This is a genomic window from Kitasatospora sp. NPDC057015 (assembly GCF_042673745.1).
In the GTDB taxonomy this organism is placed as follows: domain Bacteria; phylum Actinomycetota; class Actinomycetes; order Streptomycetales; family Streptomycetaceae; genus Kitasatospora.
In genome coordinates this window covers 1-14,034 of the sequence record NZ_JBHUSG010000092.1, presented here as the reverse complement: position 1 = coordinate 14,034, position 14,034 = coordinate 1, and the positions used below count along the sequence as shown (strand labels likewise).

Sequence of the window (14,034 nt, the reverse complement as noted above, 5' to 3'; positions counted from 1 at the left end):
TCCTCGCCGGTGATGAGGCCGTCGACGGCGGAGAACTGGCCGGTGACGCCGATCGCGGCGCGCACCGCCTGGGGAGCGGTGGCGAGGTCGTGGCCCGCGACCTGGGCCTGGCCGCCGTCGGCGGTGACGAGGGTGGAGAGGATCTTGACGGCGGTGGTCTTGCCGGCGCCGTTCGGGCCGAGCAGGGCGAACACGGACCCGGCCGGGATGCGTAGGTCGATGCCGTCGAGCACGGTCTTGTCGCCGTAGGACTTGCGCAGCCCGACGGCGGAGACGGCGGCGGGCGACTGCGGACCGGGGTTCCTGGGCGTGGGCATGACAGATGAAGGCATGGAGCCCTCCCGTTCGGAGGAAGAGGTGACTGGGGGAGTGGACCGGTCGGCGGAGCCGCTGCTCAGACCCGGGCGCGGCGCACGTCGATGTTGCCGTAGCGGGTACGGGCGCGGACCTGGACGGTGTCCTCGCTCTGCTCCGGCGGCGCGGAGTCGGCGAGCGTGTTGCGCACCTGCCCGTGGCCGGAGTTGACGTCGAGCCAGGCGGCCGTGCCCTTGCGGATGCCGACCTCGATGGCGCCGTAGGAGGTCTCCAGCTGGACGCTGCCGCGGGCGACCTCGGCGACGCGCAGGGTGCCGTGGGCGGTGGTGGCGACGACCGAGCCCTCGGCGCGGGTGATGCTGATGTCGCCGTTGGCCCCGCTCACCCGCAGGTCGCCGGTCGCGGCGTCGACGTTCGTGGTGCCGTGCGAGTTCTTCAGGACGGCGGCACCGTCGAGGGTGCCCACCCGCAGGCTGCCGGAGCTGGTGGTGATCTCGGCCGTGCCCTCGACCCGGTCGACGGTGATCGAGCCGTGGGAGGCGGTCAGCCGGAGCGGCCCGGTCGTGTCGAGGCGGACGTCACCGGACGAGGTCTTCACCCGGACCTCGCCGAGCCGGCCCTCGCCCAGTACCTGGGCCCATGAGCCGGTCACGTCGATGCCCGAGCCGGTGGGCAGTTCGACCGAGACGTCGACGGTGCCGGTGCGCCCGACGAGATTGCGGGCCTTGGGGGTCCTGACGGTCAGCACGCCGCCGGCGTACGTGACCTCGGTCTGGTCGGCCGAGCGCACGTCCTGGTCCCGCTTCGGGTCGCGGGGCTGGACCTCGACGACCGTGTCGAGCCGGTCGCCGGCGGTGAAGCGGATGGATCCGGCGTACACGTGGGCGACGACCGAGATCGGTTCGGGAGTGTCGAAAGAAGGCATGGCTGTACCGTCCTCGTGAGTCCTCGGGGTGTCCCCGCTGGTGGGACGCGGTGTGGGTGACGTGGTGCGTGAAGTGGTGCGGGTGACGTGGCGCAGGTGACGTGGCGCGGGTGCGGCTAGCGCACCCAGCCGGTGAAGCTCTGGCCGACGCTGCGGGCCCGCTCCGTCGTACCGGGCCGGCTGCCGCCGTCGACCGCGGCCGACACGGCCCGTACCAGCCACGCGTTGACCGAAAGGCCCTCGCGGCTCGCCGCCTCCTCGGCCCGCACCTTGAGGTGGGCCGGCAGGCGCAGGTTGACGCGGGCGGTTCCGCCCTCGTCGGTCTCGGCGGGTGCCTGCGTCCTGAGCGGTTCGACGGGTGCGGGGGCCGCGTCCGCGTGGCCGCTGCCGGGCGGCATGGTGACCACGAAGTCGGGGTCCAGTCCGCGCAGGCGTACGTCGACCGAGCCGGGGGCGAGCTCGCGGGTGATCTCGTCCATCGCGGCGGAGAGCACGTTGAGCATCGTCAGGCGGGTCGCCGACTCCAGCGGGGCGGTGAGCCGCTCGGCCAGCTCGCGGGCGTCCTCCCCACCGGCTTCGGCGGCCACCGCGAGTTCGCGGCGGAGGGTGTCGACATACGGGGTGAGGTCCATGACGCAATAGTGGCACCACTATGGCGCCATGCGCAAGTCTGAATGGCGCTTCGGGTGGAGTCGACGGTGCCATTTCCCTTGTGAACTGCGGAAACACGGAGGGGGCGAGCTGAGTCACCGTGGTGCCACCTGGCTGCGAGGGCCGTTCGGGGCTGCATGGTGGCGTCGGAATGACGCCTGGGTGGCGCCAGGTGGTGCCGTGTGGTGTCGGGCGGCGCCAGGGTGGCATCACCGGCAATGGGGGCCTGCCCGTTCCGGCCCTCGGAGGGTGCTGCGCGGTCCATCGTCGATGGACAGTCTCCCTGGCAGAGAAGCTCGTCAACCGAATACATCGGTGTCCGATATATTTGCTCCATGTCCACCGATCACCCCGCCGGCCTGCCGCTCCCGCCGGTCTCCCGCCTGCTCGGCAGCCGGCTGTTCGTCGAGCACCCGCGGCCGCGCGGGGTCGCCGGCTGGCGCCACGCGCACTGGCTGGCGGTCGGCACGGTCTGCCTCGGAGCGTTCCTGGGCCAGCTGACCGCCAGCATCACCGCGCTGGTCTTCCCCGCCCTGGAAGGGCACTTCCGGGCGGACCTGGCCACCGTGGAGTGGGTGGCGCTGGCGTACCTGCTCGTGTTGGTGGCACTGCTGGCGCCGGTCGGCCGGCTGTCCGACCTGGTCGGCCGCAAGACGATGTACCTCTGGGGGTTCGCGGTCTTCGCCGCCGCCTCGCTGGGGGCGGGGCTGGCCGGCAGCCTCTGGGTCCTGGTCGCGTTCCGGGCGGTCCAGGCGGTGGGCGGCGCGATGATGCAGGCGAACAGCGTGGCCCTGGTGGCCCGGGGCGTCCCGGAACGGGCGATGCGCGGTGCGCTGGGCGTCCAGGCCGCCGCCCAGGGGCTCGGACTCGCCCTCGGACCGACCCTCGGCGGGCTCCTGGTCCAGCACGCCTCCTGGCGCTGGGCGTTCTGGATCAACGTCCCGATCGGTCTGCTCGGCATCCTGGCCGGCTGGTTCCTGCTGCCCCGGACCCACCCGGGCGCCCCCCGGCCCGACCCGGGCGCTCGCCCTTCCGATCCCCGCCGCACACCCCTCGCGCCCGTGGCCCGCCGCCCGTCCGTGGTTCACGGTCCGTCCGTGGTCCACCGCCCGGCCACCGGGGTGCGGGCACGCGGGGGCGGGTTCGACCTGCTCGGGCTGCTGCTCCTCGCCGGTGCCTCGGGAGCGCTGCTGCTCGCGCTCTCCACCGCCTCCGGCCTGCCGCTGCCGGGCTGGGCGCCGTCCGTCCTGCTGCTCACCTCGGCCGCGCTCGCGGTCGCGCTGGCCCGGCAGGAGCAGCGTGCCGAACGGCCGATCATCGCTCCCGGACTGGTCAACACGCCGGGCGTCCGGGCCGGGCTGGCGGTGGCACTGCTCGGCTACCTGCTGCTGTTCTGCCCGCTGGTGCTGGGCCCGATGACGCTGGCCGCGCGCGGCGTCCCGGTCGCCAGGGCCGGGCTGGTGATCACCCTGCTGCCCGCGGCCTTCGCCCTGGCCGCGACCGTCGGCGGCCGCCTGCTGCCCGGGCACTGGTCCGACGGGGTGCGCTGCCGTTGGGGCGCCGCGACGGCGGGCGCCGGCCTGGTGCTGCTCGCCCTGCTGCCGGGCGGCGTGCCGTCGGCGGTCGTGGCGCTGCCGGTGGTGGGCTACGGACTGGGTCTGCTGCTGCCGGCCAACAACGCCCTGGTGATGCGCCTGATCCCGGCGGAGTGCTCGGCGGTGGGCGGTGGCATGGTCAACATGGTCCGCAGCCTGGGGACGGCCTTCGGCACCGCGCTGCCGGTGCTCGGTGTGCACCTCGCCGGGCCGGTCTCCGGCGGGCGGGCGGTGCTCCTCGTGCTGGTGGCCCTCGCCGGTGCGGCGGCCGTCCTCGGCGGACGCGCCGCCGGGGTGCGGCGGACGTAGGGCCGACGGCCCGTCCACCGCACCCCGGCCACCCGGCTGAACGGTCGCCCGGCAACGCGCGGCCGCGGCGTCGCCGAGCCGGGGTCAGGAGCCCGGCTTGGCGCCGCGCTCCGCGAGCATGTCCGTGATCAGCTTGATCTCGGAGGTCTGCCCGATCACCATCGACTGCGCGAGCCGCTTCTCCGACTCGTTGGACGCCAGGTCGACGTACCCCTGGGCCATCTCCACGCCGCCCTTGTGGTGCTCCAGCATCAGCTGCAGGTAGGCGACCTCGGCCTCGCGCCCGCTGAGCCCGCGCAGCTTCTCCAACTGGGTGTTGGTGGCCATGCCCGGCATCAGCGAACCGTCGTGCGGCGGGTACTCGTGTCCCATCTTCATCCAGGCCATCGGCTTGGCCTGGGAGGACTGCGACAGCCCCCACTGGTCGAGCCAGCCCATCATCATGCCGCGCTGGTTGGCCTGGGTGTTGATGATGTCGAACGCCAGGTTGCGGACGGCGCCGTCGGACGTCCGGTCGCGGACGATGAACGACAGGTCGACGGCCTGCTGGTGGTGGGTCGCCATGTCCCGGGCGAAGCCGGCCTCGGGGGAGTCGGTGGCCGGGGCGGCGGACACCGTGCCGGAGGCACTGGTCCCGCTCGCCACCAGGGCCGGCACGCCCAGGCAGAGCGCCACCGAGGCGGCCAGTGCGGCCGGCCACCACAGCTTGCGGCGGTTCCGGGAGCCGCCCGTCTCCGCGTCCTCGCGCTCCTCGCGCTCACCGTTCACGACGGTGTCCTCCTCGGACGGCCGCAGCCGGGGCGTCCCGGCCCCGGCGCGGCTCACCGCCTTGCGGCGGCTCACTGCGGGCCCGTGCAGGAGGCGCCGGGCTCCTGGGTCTGCTTGCCCTGGACGTACTTGGCGAAGAAGGTGCCGATCCGCGGGTCGCTGGCGCTGTTCACGGTCAGCTGGGTGCCCCAGGCGTTGAGGGTGATGGTGCCGGCCTCGTCCGGGTAGGGGCTCAGCAGCGAGTACGGGGTGGCGGAGACCTTCTCGGACAGGGCCTTGATGTCGTCGGGCGTGGCCTTGGCGTTGTAGGTGACCCAGACGGCGCCGTGCTCCATGGAGTGGACGGCCCGCTCGTTCTCGACCGGCTGGTCGTAGACGTGGCCCATGCAGTCCAGCCAGACCGGGTTGTGGTCGCCGCCGACCGGCGGGGTCTGCGGGTAGGTGACCTTCGTCTGGACGTGGTTGCGGCTCAGGTTGTCGAAGGTCTGCACGCCGTCGATGGTCGCGTTGGCGGCGGCCTCGGCGGCGGCGCGCTTGGCGTTCTTCTTGTTGTTGGCGTCGACCACGATCCAGCTGCCGGTGGCGATCGCGCCGATCACCAGCACACCGGCGATCGACCCGGCGATCACCTTGTTGCGGCGGTCCCGGCGCTGCTCCTCGGCGCGGAGCTCGGCGATCCGGGCGCGGCGGTCGAGACCGGCCTGCTTCCCGGAGGGCTTGTTCGACTTGCTGGACTGCTTGGAGGCGGAACCCATCGGAGATGTCCTTGTCCCCGTCGTGCGCTCAGGGCACGACGGCATGAGAGGTGGCAGAAGGCGCGGAGCCGTCGGCCCGTCCGTGACTGCGGGCGGGGCCGGCGGTGGGTTCCGCTCAGGACCGCTGGATCTGCAGTTCGTGCAGGTCGGGGGCGAGGAGGTGCGCGGCCGGGGCGCTCACCGGCACGCTCGGCGGCAGGGCGCCGAGGGTGACCAGCCGGGGCAGCGCGGCGGGCACGGGCTGCGGGGGCGCGTTCGGCAGCTGCGACTCCTGCGCGCAGTACGGGTGGCGGGAGCACCCGTTGCCGCGCCGGGGGAGGTCGTCGACGGCCGAGCACAGGGCGTGGTCCGGGCCGTCCCCGTCCTGCCACGCCGAGTTGTGGCCGTGCGGGGCGCGGTGCGCCTGCCGATCGGCCCGGTCCGGTGCGGCAACGGGTACGGCCGAGGGTGCGGCTGCTCCGGTCCGGGCCGCCGTCCTGTCCGGCGCCGTGTCCGACGTCCTGTCCGGCGTCGAGTCCGACCCGCCGTTCGCCGTGGCGGCCCGGTCCGGTGCGGGCGGCCCGGGAAGCGGGGCGAGCACGGCACCGGCCGCCTCGGGGGTGACCGCCCGGGCGTTGCCCGCGCAGGGCACTACGGTCAGCAGTCCGACCAGCAGCAGGGACCACAGAGCGCCCACCGGGCGGCCCGCGACAGCGGCCCTCCCCGGCCGGGGTGCTCTGGGCGCCGACGCGGTCATGCGCACATATTAATCAGCCGAACGAGTGAAGCGATGCCCCTCCGGGGTCCCCACTTTCGAGCTCACCCCACCCGACCAGCCCCGGAGTCCGTACCGCTCGGGGCACTTCCGGCAGAGCGGGACGCAACGGATCCGCCGCGGCCTCCCGGGCGCCCGCGGACCCGCTCCGCCCACTCGTCCTGACATCCCCCCATCGGTGCGGAGTTGTCCCCGAAACCCGGACAGCGTCGTTGTGCACGGGGAGAATGACGTCGAGTCCGGGACGCTCCCCGGCCCTCGACCGCCGGCCCGGACGGGCCCCGGGAGGGTCGGCGGGCGGCCCGCTCGGCAGAGCCCCCGCGCCCCGCCGGGGGACGGCAAACAGGACCAGGAGCCGCCAGATGACCAACCAGGGCGCAACCGCGCGGCACCGGCCGGATGACGGCTGGTGGGACGCGGTGTACGAGGGGCCGGCGGGCACCCTCCCGGACACCCCGGGCGCCGTGGCGGGGGAGGGCAGCGTGGACGACTGGTTCGCGACCGCGGCCGGGATGATCGGCGCCCAGCGCGGTCCGGCCGAGGCGGAGCCGGTCGAGCCGGAGCCGGTCGAGCCGGTGGCGGAACCGGTGCGGGATCGGGTGACGCCGGCGGCGGAGGCGGCGCCCGAGCCGGTCCGGGCGGCCGAGCCGCCGAGCGTGACCGGGGAACGGGGCGTCAGCGGCTCGGCGAACGCCACCGCCGCGCCCGACCCGGGCCCGGCCGTGAGCGCGACCGCGTCGGCGAAGCCGAGGCGGCCGGAGTGGGCGACCCGGCCGGCAGCGGAGCGGGAGCCCGAGAACCCGTCAGGCGGGACTGTCGGCCGGAATCCCGAGGCGCCCCCCGAGGCGGCCCCCGGGCCCGCCGCACCCGCGGGCGGCGGCGAGGGGGAGCCCAGCCTCGACGACTGGTTCGACACCGCCGTCGGCGTGATCGGCGCACAGCGGACGACCGACGGGGCCGTGACGCCGGTGCCCGCCCCGGTACGGGAGCCGGTGCCGGTCCCCGTCCCGTCGCCTGTTCTGACGCCCGTTCCGACGAACGTTCCGGAACCGATGGGGTCCGACCCGGGGCAGCAGGACACCGCACCACCGCCGGTCGAGCCCGCGCCCGTACGGTCGGCGCCGGCCCGTCCCGTGCCCGCCGAGGCCACCGTCCGCGCTGAGCCTGCCGTGCCCGCCGAGCCTGCCGGGCCTGCCGGGCCCGCGCCGGTCGAGGACGACGGGACGCACCGCTTCCCCGCCCCCTCCTGGGCCGCCGACGCCGCGTCGGCGGCCACGCCTGAGCCCGCCGCCCCCGCTGTTGCCCCCGCCCCCGCCCCCGCTGCCCCTGCCGCCCCCGCCCCCGCCCCCGCTCCCGCTCCCGCTCCCGCCGAGCCCGACACCTCCGATGCCGCCGCCCCCGCCGCCGAGCCCGGAGTCCCCGACCGGCGCGGTCCCCACCGCCCGGCGGATCCCGCCCCGCCCGTCGCGGGCCGCCCCTCGGGCCGCTCCGCGCTCACCCGGACCGATCCGCCCGTCCCGCACGTCGGAGAGCGCCCGCCGACCTACGGGCCCGAGCCGACCGCCGTCCCGGCGGCCGATCCGCACGATCTCGGCGTGATCGTCCCGGACACCGCGCTGGAGGGCGCCCAGTACGGAGCGTCGACCCTGCGCGCGGCCTCGGTGCGGGGTGACTCGGCCCGCTACCGCGGTGAGCCACGCCGGGACGCGCTGCTGGTGACCCGCTTCGGGGACGGTCCGGGCGGTCTGGTGCTGGCCGCGCTCGCCGGGTTCGGCCGGGCCGAGGGGCAGCCCGCGCCGCCGGCCCGGCAGGTGACGGCCGCGACCGCCGAGGCCTGCCGCCAGCTGGCCGCCGCGATCGGCCGCAGTCGCGCCGAGCTGGCCGCCGACCTCCGGGACGGTGCCCGCGACCGGCTGCGCTACGGTCTCCAGCGCCTCGCCACCAGCGCGTCCGCCCCGTTGCGCGCGGTCGCCGGCGGTGCGCACCCCGCGGACGGGTCGCCCGCGGCGCCGGCGCAGGACGGCGAGGGCACCGACCCGGCCCACCCGGGCTCGCTGCACTGCCTGCTGTTCTCGCTCGACCCGGACGCCTCGTACCGGGCGGCCTTCGGGGTCGGCCCCGGTGGGCTCTACCTGCTGCGCTCCGGCCACTGGATCGACGCGTACGCGGCCCGGCTGCTGCACCATCCGGACGGGCGACCGCCGGTCCCCGACCCGTCCGTGCCCGATCCGCGCCCCTTCCGGTTCCGGCTGGTCCCGGCCACGCCCGGCGACATCCTGCTGCTCTGCACGCCCGGTCTGGCCGGGCCGATCGCCGAGGAGCCGGCCGTCGCCCACTTCCTCGCCTCGCACTGGGCCCACCCGCATCCGCCGGGCACGGTGGACTTCCTGCGGCAGGTCCAGGTCCGCGCCAAGGGCTACGCGGACGACCGCACCGCAGCGGCCGTCTGGACGGAGTGAGGGCCGGGCCCGGACCGGCCCGAGGGCCCGGTCGTTCGTTCTTCCGGCCGTTCGGTCGTCGGGGCCGCGCCGGTGACCGGCCCGGTCAGCTCCTGCCGAGCAGGGCGGCCGTACCCGCCGCCGTCTGGGCCAGGGCCTCCACCCGCCTTGCCCCGGGCAGTCCGATCGCGAGCGGCACGGCGAAGCCGTCGAGCAGGGCCCGGATCCGTACGGCGCGGTCGTTCGCCGGCCCGGGCGCGAACACGCCGGCGGCCGTCCCCTCCTCGATCAGGGCGACCAGGTCGGCCTGCCAGGGAGCCTCGATCTCCAGCTGGCCCTGGCGGATCTCCGCGCTGGCCGGCGAGCGTCCCCAGACCTCGACCCAGAGCACCCAGCGCGGATCCCCGGGGCCCTCCGGCAGGTAGAGCCGGGTGTACGCCGAGAGCCGCTCCCACACGTCGTCCTCGGTCCGGGCGAGGGCGGTGCGTCGCCGTTCGCCGAGTTGCTCCTCGCTCCAGCGCAGGGTCTCCAGCAGCAGCTGGTCCTTGCTGCCGAAGTAGTAGAGCAGGTGTCCGGCGCTCATCTGGAGCTGCTTGCCGAGGCCCGCCATGGTCAGCCCGGCGAGCCCGTGCTCGGCGATCGCCGCCCGGGCGACGGCGAACACCTCCTCGCGGGGGCGCGCCGGCCGGCGCGGCCGGGGGTCCGCCATCTGCTGCTCTCCTCCTGAGGGGCCGGGTCGGTCCCTCACGATACGTGGCCGCCGGCGCCGGGCAGGTGGGCGGGAGCCGGGGCGGGGCGGGTGTCGCCGCGTCCGGTTCGGCCGGCCGGTGCGGCGGGTACACCACGGTCGACGGACAACGCGAGGGGGCCGCTGTGCTCACTATGATCATCTTCGTCGCAGTCCTGGGAGTCCTGGTGCTCGGGCTGACCACCTGGCTGGTCGCCCGCGGTGCCGCGTCCGCCGACAGCGTCGACGGCCGGCCGGCCGACGAGCAGCGGACCGCCCGGATCCACGTCGCCCGCTCGACGGACCAGTCGATCGCGACGCACCGCGCCCACGGGCCGACCGCCGACGACCTGGGGAAGTACGACAAGTAGGTATGCAGAGCAGGGCTCACCGCCGCCGCGCGCCGGTCGTGAGCCCCCGGCGCGATCAAGGCGCTTCACCGGACCCGGTACTCGCCTCCCGGCATGAACGCGCCGATATCTGCCACGGAACCCGCACTCGTCCCCCGAGAGGCCAACCGTGACCTGGCTCCGCATCCTCACCGCCGCCGGCATCCTGCTGGGCGCCGCAAGTGTGCTGACGGTCTTCGCGCTCTGCACGTCCGCCACCCGCGGCGAGCGGACGGCGCCGCCCGAGCCCGACACCGAGACGGCCGCCCGCCAGAGCGGACTGATCCCCAGCCCCGAGGACCACGCACCCTGACCGCGACGTCCTGACCGCGACGCCCCGACCGCGACGTCCTGACCGCGACGCCCCGACCGCGACAACGTGCCCGGTCGTCCGCCCGGTCACCCCGGCAGCGCCCGCGCCCGCACTCCGGCCCCCGTCCCCGCCTCGGTCAGGTGCGTCCCAGCGCCCGTTCCACGGCTCGTTCCACCGCGCGCTCCGCCGCGTCGAGGGCGCTCTCCCAGTCGAAGCCCGGCGGCTCGGCCCCGGGCTCCTCGCCCGGCGGCAGGGTCGGCCCGGCCGCGTCCGCCGCCGAGCCCTCCGGGGTCGGCAGCACGAGGACGCCGGCCGCACGCAGGGTGGCCAGGCTGCGGCCGAACTGCGGATGCGCGACCAGCGCACCGTTCACGCACGGCGCCGCGGCCAGCGGAACGCCCTTGCCGATGGCCTCCGACGCGAAGCCGACCACCCAGGAGTCGGTGATGCCGAGCGCCCAGGAGTTCAGCGTGTTGAACGTCGCCGGTGCCAGCAGCACGGCGTTCGGGGCCGGCCACACCTCGGGGTCGCCCGGGCGCCGGTAGCGCTGCTTCACCCGGTGGCCGGTCAGGGCCTCCAGCGCGGGAAGGTCGTCGGCCAGCCAGTCGGCCGCCGTCGCGGTCAGTCCGAGGCAGACCTCCCAGCCCCGTGCCTGCGCGCGCTCGACCGCCCGGCGGACACCCAGAACGGGTTCGGCGGCGGATCCCAGCAGGTGGAGGACACGATCACTCGGCATACGCCCATGCAACCCCGCCCGCCGTCCCCGCGCAAGCGCCCGCCGGAACCGGCGCCGGGCCCTCTCCGAACGGTCGGTCGCGACCGTGTCGCAGGTCGTCCGCCCACCGTGGAAAGCGGCTTGACTGCCCCTCACCACCGCTGCGATCTTGTCGCGAGCCTCGTGACACCGGTCGCGCGGCGGGACGCAACGGGAGGAAGATCAGTGATCACATCGGGGACCTCGGGGGACAGCACGCGGCGTCGGGCCCTGCTCGCAGGCGCCGTCGCGGGGCTGACAGGTGTCGCGATGGCTGCGGGGGCGGCGCCGGCGTCGGCGGCCACCGGCGGGTCGGACTGGTTCGACGTCAAGGCCTACGGCGCGGTCGGCAACGGGACGACCGACGACACGGCGGCGGTCCAGGCCGCGATCACCGCCGCCGCCACGGCCGGCGGCGGCACCGTCTACTTCCCCGGCGGGAAGTACCTGGTGACACCCGCCGGCGGCAATCCGGCGCTGACCGTCGGCGGCAACGGGGTACGGCTGGTCGGCGCGGGCAGCAAGGCCGCGACGCTGGTCAAGGGCGGCAACGGCATCCTGCTGCGGATGTCCGGGACGGGCACCGACCCGAGCGGCGCCTCGCACCGGCGCTACTGCGCCGTCGAGGACCTCGGGTTCAACGGCAACCACCGCACCGGCCTGCTGCTGGAGCTGTACTACAACGACAACTGCTACTTCCGCGACCTCTACATGTCGAGCAACGACGACCTGTGCATCGACGGTGTGGAGTTCTGGGACTCCCGCTTCTACAACCTGGTCGTCGAGTCCTGCACCGGCCCGGCGGGCAGCACCACCCAGCCCAACGTCTGGCTGCGCAACAACTCGGCCACCACCGGCTGGGGTTCCAGCGCCGACAACGTCAACCAGATCCACTTCGTCGGCTGCCGGTTCGAGGCCTTCGGCACCGGCGCGCTCTGGATCACCCAGGGCCCGGTGTCGGGCAACAACCCCAACGGGATCTACATCACGGACTGCAAGTTCGAGACCTCCCAGATGCAGGGCGGCCCGCACCTCAAGATCGACGCGTCCTGCAAGCACGTCTACGCCACCAACATCTACGCGTTCGCGGGCGGATTCGCCGCGGGCTGGTCCACGCCGCAGAACATCATCGCCTGGGCCGGCATGAGCTGCGCACTGGAGAACGTCCTGGTCGCCAACCGCCTGGTCGCGACGGTCAACTCGGGGATCGACCTGTACGCGGGCCCCGGTACCACCGCCGTCCTGCGCAACGTGGTGGGGTCGTACATGACCAACCCCACCGGGAGCCACATCTACTACGAGAGCTCCAGCGCCGGCGACTTCCGGGTGGAGAACAGCTACAGCAACAGCGGCAGCCAGCAGGGCGGCACCATCCCCACCAAGCACCAGCCGAACCCTCCGCTGCGCCTGGTCGCCGGCCCGGTCAGCGACGCCTCCTTCACCCGCACCCCGGCGGACGGGACGCTCGCGGTCGACAGCGTCAACAAGCGCCTCTACGTCCGGGTCGGCGGAGCCTGGACCTGGACCGCGCTCAACCCGTGACGCCGGAGCACCACTTGTCGCCCTGATCACCCCCGGGTCGGGCCGGTGCGGACCCGCTCGCCGGTTGGGCGGGTGGGTCCGCACCGGCCCGGGCGGGCCGGGGCCTGCGAATCGGCGGGCCGGGAGCCGGCGGGCCGGGAGCCGGCGGGCCGGTAGCCGGGATCAGGCGATGGCCCGCCCGTAGGCCGACGCCTGATCGGCCGTCAGCAGGTGCGAGACCCGCACCACGACGGCTCCGTTCCGGAAGATGTAGTCGGGTGCGCGAAGCCCGCCGGTGGTCTGCTGAGCCTGGTCGACGTAGTCCGCCCAGGCCTTCGCGTCCTCGGCGGAGGCGAAGACCTCGACGGTGCCGCCGTAGGAGATGGAGTCGCGCCGACCGGGGGACTCGTCCTCCTTGGCCTTCGGCAGTCCGCTCACCCGGGTGTCGTCGAACGCGGTCTTGCTGACGTACTGGTGCGGTCGTCCGATCTTCCCGTTGGGATCGCTGGTCCCGTCGTACGTGACGGTCGGCTTCACGCTGGGGATCGTCCTGACGAGCTGCTGCGTCACGGCGGCGGCGTCCCGGACCGGTGCCGCCGTGCCGGCGGCGGAGGCGGGCACGGCCTGGCTGTTCACCGCGACCGCCGCAGCCGGCGGCGCCGCGGCGGGCGGGGCGGACGAGCAGGCCGCCGTGGCCGCGAGCAGTGCGGCGACGGGCGGGAGGGTGATGGCGCGGAGGGTGAAGGCACGGAAGGGCATGAGGGTCCCCTGGTGTGGTCGTCGGGGTGCGGAGGAACGGTCCCGGGTGAGGCTCTTCGAGTACGGGGGCGCAGTCGCGCGGCCGTCCCGGATCCGCGGTGGCCCTGGTCGACCGATTTGACGCACCGTCAGATCGGCGTCCGTGGGCGTGGAAGGGGCTCCTCGGCCGGACCGGAGGCAGTGCGCCCGGTCCGGCCGAGGGGCGCGGTGCCGTGCCGGGGTCAGTACGTCGGGCAGAGGCTGGTGTGGACGACGTCGAGGATCCGTGACGCCTTCGCGGCCCCGAAGCCGTCCGGGTGCTTCGAGGAGGTGAAGCGCTGCCCGGTGAGGTCGACCAGCCGCTGGCGGTCGTTGGGCCAGGTGCCGATCGAGGTGCACTGGTCACGGCCGCGACTGACGGCGCGGTCCGGTTTGTTGTCGACGATCTCGGGGTCGATCGCGGTCAGGGCGGCGATGTACCTCGCGGTGGTGGCCGCGTCCGGCACGGGCGGGATGCCACCGGGAACGGAGGCGGGCGCGCCGGGGGTGAGCGGCGCCGCCGCCGACGGTGCTGCGGCGGCCGTCCTGGTGGCCACCGGTGTGACGGCCGCCGGCTCGGCGGCGGGGGCCGCCGGGGTGCCGCTCGCACAAGCGGTCGCACCGAGGGCGAGTACGGCGGTGACGGTGAGACTGGTGAGGGTGGTGGTGCGGGTCTGCATGATCCCCCTTGGGGCGGGTGGTGGGCGAGGGGGACGGTATCGCCCGACCGGCCGCCCGGACGGGCGAGTTGCCGACCCGTGACCGAGCCTTGCTGAAACCGACCCCTGACACCCGGCCGACGTACCGGCCGACCCCGGCTCCGTTCGGCCACCGCCTTCACCCGCGCCGCGCCCTCCCGTTCGACCTTCGCCGCGACCCGTGGAGGACCTGATCGGTACCTCGGACGAGTGGGGCGCGAGCAAACCACCCGCTGCTCTTCGAGCGCGTCGCGAGGTGACGTCGGCGCTCGGGCCCGGGCGGGCCGGAGTTCCCGGAACGCGGACGGCCGGGGTCGAGCCGCCGGGCACTTCCTGGAAGTGCCC

Annotated in this window: 15 protein-coding genes; 5 read left to right on the top strand and 10 right to left on the bottom strand. The window is 74.9% G+C overall.

Annotated features, from left to right (window positions below; genetic code table 11):
- From ACFTWP_RS40600 to ACFTWP_RS40590, 3 genes are all read right to left on the bottom strand, one after another.
- Positions 1–332 (bottom strand): ATP-binding cassette domain-containing protein (locus tag ACFTWP_RS40600; protein ID WP_380270222.1); only part of this gene is annotated, 332 nt, incomplete at its 3' end.
- A gap of 62 nt (positions 333–394) precedes the next feature.
- Positions 395–1,240: a DUF4097 domain-containing protein gene (locus tag ACFTWP_RS40595; protein WP_380270221.1), complete on the bottom strand. Its 846-nt coding sequence runs from the start codon at positions 1,238–1,240 to the stop codon at positions 395–397.
- Positions 1,241–1,356: 116 nt separating this feature from the next.
- The gene (locus ACFTWP_RS40590) at positions 1,357–1,872 is read right to left on the bottom strand and encodes a hypothetical protein (RefSeq protein WP_380270220.1); all 516 of its coding nucleotides are present in this window, start codon (positions 1,870–1,872) and stop codon (positions 1,357–1,359) included.
- A gap of 354 nt (positions 1,873–2,226) precedes the next feature.
- Between ACFTWP_RS40590 and ACFTWP_RS40585 the strand changes: the two genes are divergently transcribed.
- Positions 2,227–3,795, top strand: coding sequence for an MFS transporter (locus tag ACFTWP_RS40585; protein WP_380270219.1), 1,569 nt, complete (start codon positions 2,227–2,229; stop codon positions 3,793–3,795).
- Between the two features lie 84 nt (positions 3,796–3,879).
- Here ACFTWP_RS40585 and ACFTWP_RS40580 read toward each other — a convergent pair whose 3' ends face one another.
- The 3 genes from ACFTWP_RS40580 to ACFTWP_RS40570 form a co-directional block, all read right to left on the bottom strand.
- Positions 3,880–4,500 carry a DUF305 domain-containing protein gene (locus ACFTWP_RS40580; RefSeq protein ID WP_380270223.1) on the bottom strand — a complete coding sequence of 207 codons (621 nt, stop codon included), beginning with the start codon at positions 4,498–4,500 and terminating at the stop codon, positions 3,880–3,882.
- A 134-nt stretch (positions 4,501–4,634) separates the two neighbouring features.
- Entirely contained in the window at positions 4,635–5,318 is a 684-nt protein-coding gene (locus tag ACFTWP_RS40575) for a DUF3105 domain-containing protein (RefSeq protein ID WP_380270218.1), read from the bottom strand.
- 115 nt (positions 5,319–5,433) lie between these two features.
- Entirely contained in the window at positions 5,434–6,054 is a 621-nt protein-coding gene (locus ACFTWP_RS40570; RefSeq protein ID WP_380270217.1) for a hypothetical protein, read from the bottom strand.
- A 380-nt stretch (positions 6,055–6,434) separates the two neighbouring features.
- On the opposite strand from ACFTWP_RS40570, the gene ACFTWP_RS40565 reads away from it, so the two are divergent.
- Positions 6,435–8,531 (top strand): hypothetical protein, encoded by a 2,097-nt coding sequence (locus ACFTWP_RS40565; protein WP_380270216.1) that lies wholly within the window; start codon positions 6,435–6,437, stop codon positions 8,529–8,531.
- Positions 8,532–8,616: 85 nt separating this feature from the next.
- Here ACFTWP_RS40565 and ACFTWP_RS40560 read toward each other — a convergent pair whose 3' ends face one another.
- On the bottom strand, positions 8,617–9,219 hold the full coding sequence (locus ACFTWP_RS40560; RefSeq protein ID WP_380270215.1) for a TetR family transcriptional regulator C-terminal domain-containing protein: 603 nt from the start codon (positions 9,217–9,219) through the stop codon (positions 8,617–8,619).
- Positions 9,220–9,383: 164 nt separating this feature from the next.
- On the opposite strand from ACFTWP_RS40560, the gene ACFTWP_RS40555 reads away from it, so the two are divergent.
- Complete coding sequence (locus tag ACFTWP_RS40555) at positions 9,384–9,608, top strand: hypothetical protein (protein ID WP_380270214.1); 225 nt, start codon at positions 9,384–9,386, stop codon at positions 9,606–9,608.
- 148 nt (positions 9,609–9,756) lie between these two features.
- Positions 9,757–9,939: a hypothetical protein gene (locus ACFTWP_RS40550; RefSeq protein ID WP_380270213.1), complete on the top strand. Its 183-nt coding sequence runs from the start codon at positions 9,757–9,759 to the stop codon at positions 9,937–9,939.
- A 136-nt stretch (positions 9,940–10,075) separates the two neighbouring features.
- Here the strand turns inward: ACFTWP_RS40550 and ACFTWP_RS40545 are convergent, their stop codons facing one another.
- Complete coding sequence (locus ACFTWP_RS40545) at positions 10,076–10,675, bottom strand: flavoprotein (protein ID WP_380270212.1); 600 nt, start codon at positions 10,673–10,675, stop codon at positions 10,076–10,078.
- Between the two features lie 288 nt (positions 10,676–10,963).
- On the opposite strand from ACFTWP_RS40545, the gene ACFTWP_RS40540 reads away from it, so the two are divergent.
- A complete protein-coding gene (locus tag ACFTWP_RS40540; RefSeq protein WP_380270211.1) occupies positions 10,964–12,235 on the top strand; it encodes a glycosyl hydrolase family 28-related protein in 1,272 nt (423 codons plus the stop codon).
- 162 nt (positions 12,236–12,397) lie between these two features.
- On the opposite strand, the gene ACFTWP_RS40535 is transcribed toward ACFTWP_RS40540, so the two are convergent.
- Both ACFTWP_RS40535 and ACFTWP_RS40530 read right to left on the bottom strand, forming a co-directional pair.
- Positions 12,398–12,973 (bottom strand): hypothetical protein, encoded by a 576-nt coding sequence (locus ACFTWP_RS40535; protein WP_380270210.1) that lies wholly within the window; start codon positions 12,971–12,973, stop codon positions 12,398–12,400.
- Between the two features lie 221 nt (positions 12,974–13,194).
- Positions 13,195–13,671: a hypothetical protein gene (locus tag ACFTWP_RS40530; RefSeq protein WP_380270209.1), complete on the bottom strand. Its 477-nt coding sequence runs from the start codon at positions 13,669–13,671 to the stop codon at positions 13,195–13,197.
- Positions 13,672–14,034 lie beyond the last annotated feature (363 nt).

Coding starts and splice junctions, on each gene's coding strand:
- ACFTWP_RS40575 (WP_380270218.1), bottom strand. CDS start 5,318: ATGGGTTCCGCCTCCAAGCAGTCCAGCAAGTCGAACAAGCCCTCCGGG.
- ACFTWP_RS40560 (WP_380270215.1), bottom strand. CDS start 9,219: ATGGCGGACCCCCGGCCGCGCCGGCCGGCGCGCCCCCGCGAGGAGGTG.
- ACFTWP_RS40530 (WP_380270209.1), bottom strand. CDS start 13,671: ATGCAGACCCGCACCACCACCCTCACCAGTCTCACCGTCACCGCCGTA.
- ACFTWP_RS40540 (WP_380270211.1), top strand. CDS start 10,964: ATGGCTGCGGGGGCGGCGCCGGCGTCGGCGGCCACCGGCGGGTCGGAC.
- ACFTWP_RS40535 (WP_380270210.1), bottom strand. CDS start 12,973: ATGCCCTTCCGTGCCTTCACCCTCCGCGCCATCACCCTCCCGCCCGTC.
- ACFTWP_RS40570 (WP_380270217.1), bottom strand. CDS start 6,054: ATGACCGCGTCGGCGCCCAGAGCACCCCGGCCGGGGAGGGCCGCTGTC.
- ACFTWP_RS40565 (WP_380270216.1), top strand. CDS start 6,435: ATGACCAACCAGGGCGCAACCGCGCGGCACCGGCCGGATGACGGCTGG.
- ACFTWP_RS40585 (WP_380270219.1), top strand. CDS start 2,227: ATGTCCACCGATCACCCCGCCGGCCTGCCGCTCCCGCCGGTCTCCCGC.
- ACFTWP_RS40590 (WP_380270220.1), bottom strand. CDS start 1,872: ATGGACCTCACCCCGTATGTCGACACCCTCCGCCGCGAACTCGCGGTG.
- ACFTWP_RS40595 (WP_380270221.1), bottom strand. CDS start 1,240: ATGCCTTCTTTCGACACTCCCGAACCGATCTCGGTCGTCGCCCACGTG.
- ACFTWP_RS40545 (WP_380270212.1), bottom strand. CDS start 10,675: ATGCCGAGTGATCGTGTCCTCCACCTGCTGGGATCCGCCGCCGAACCC.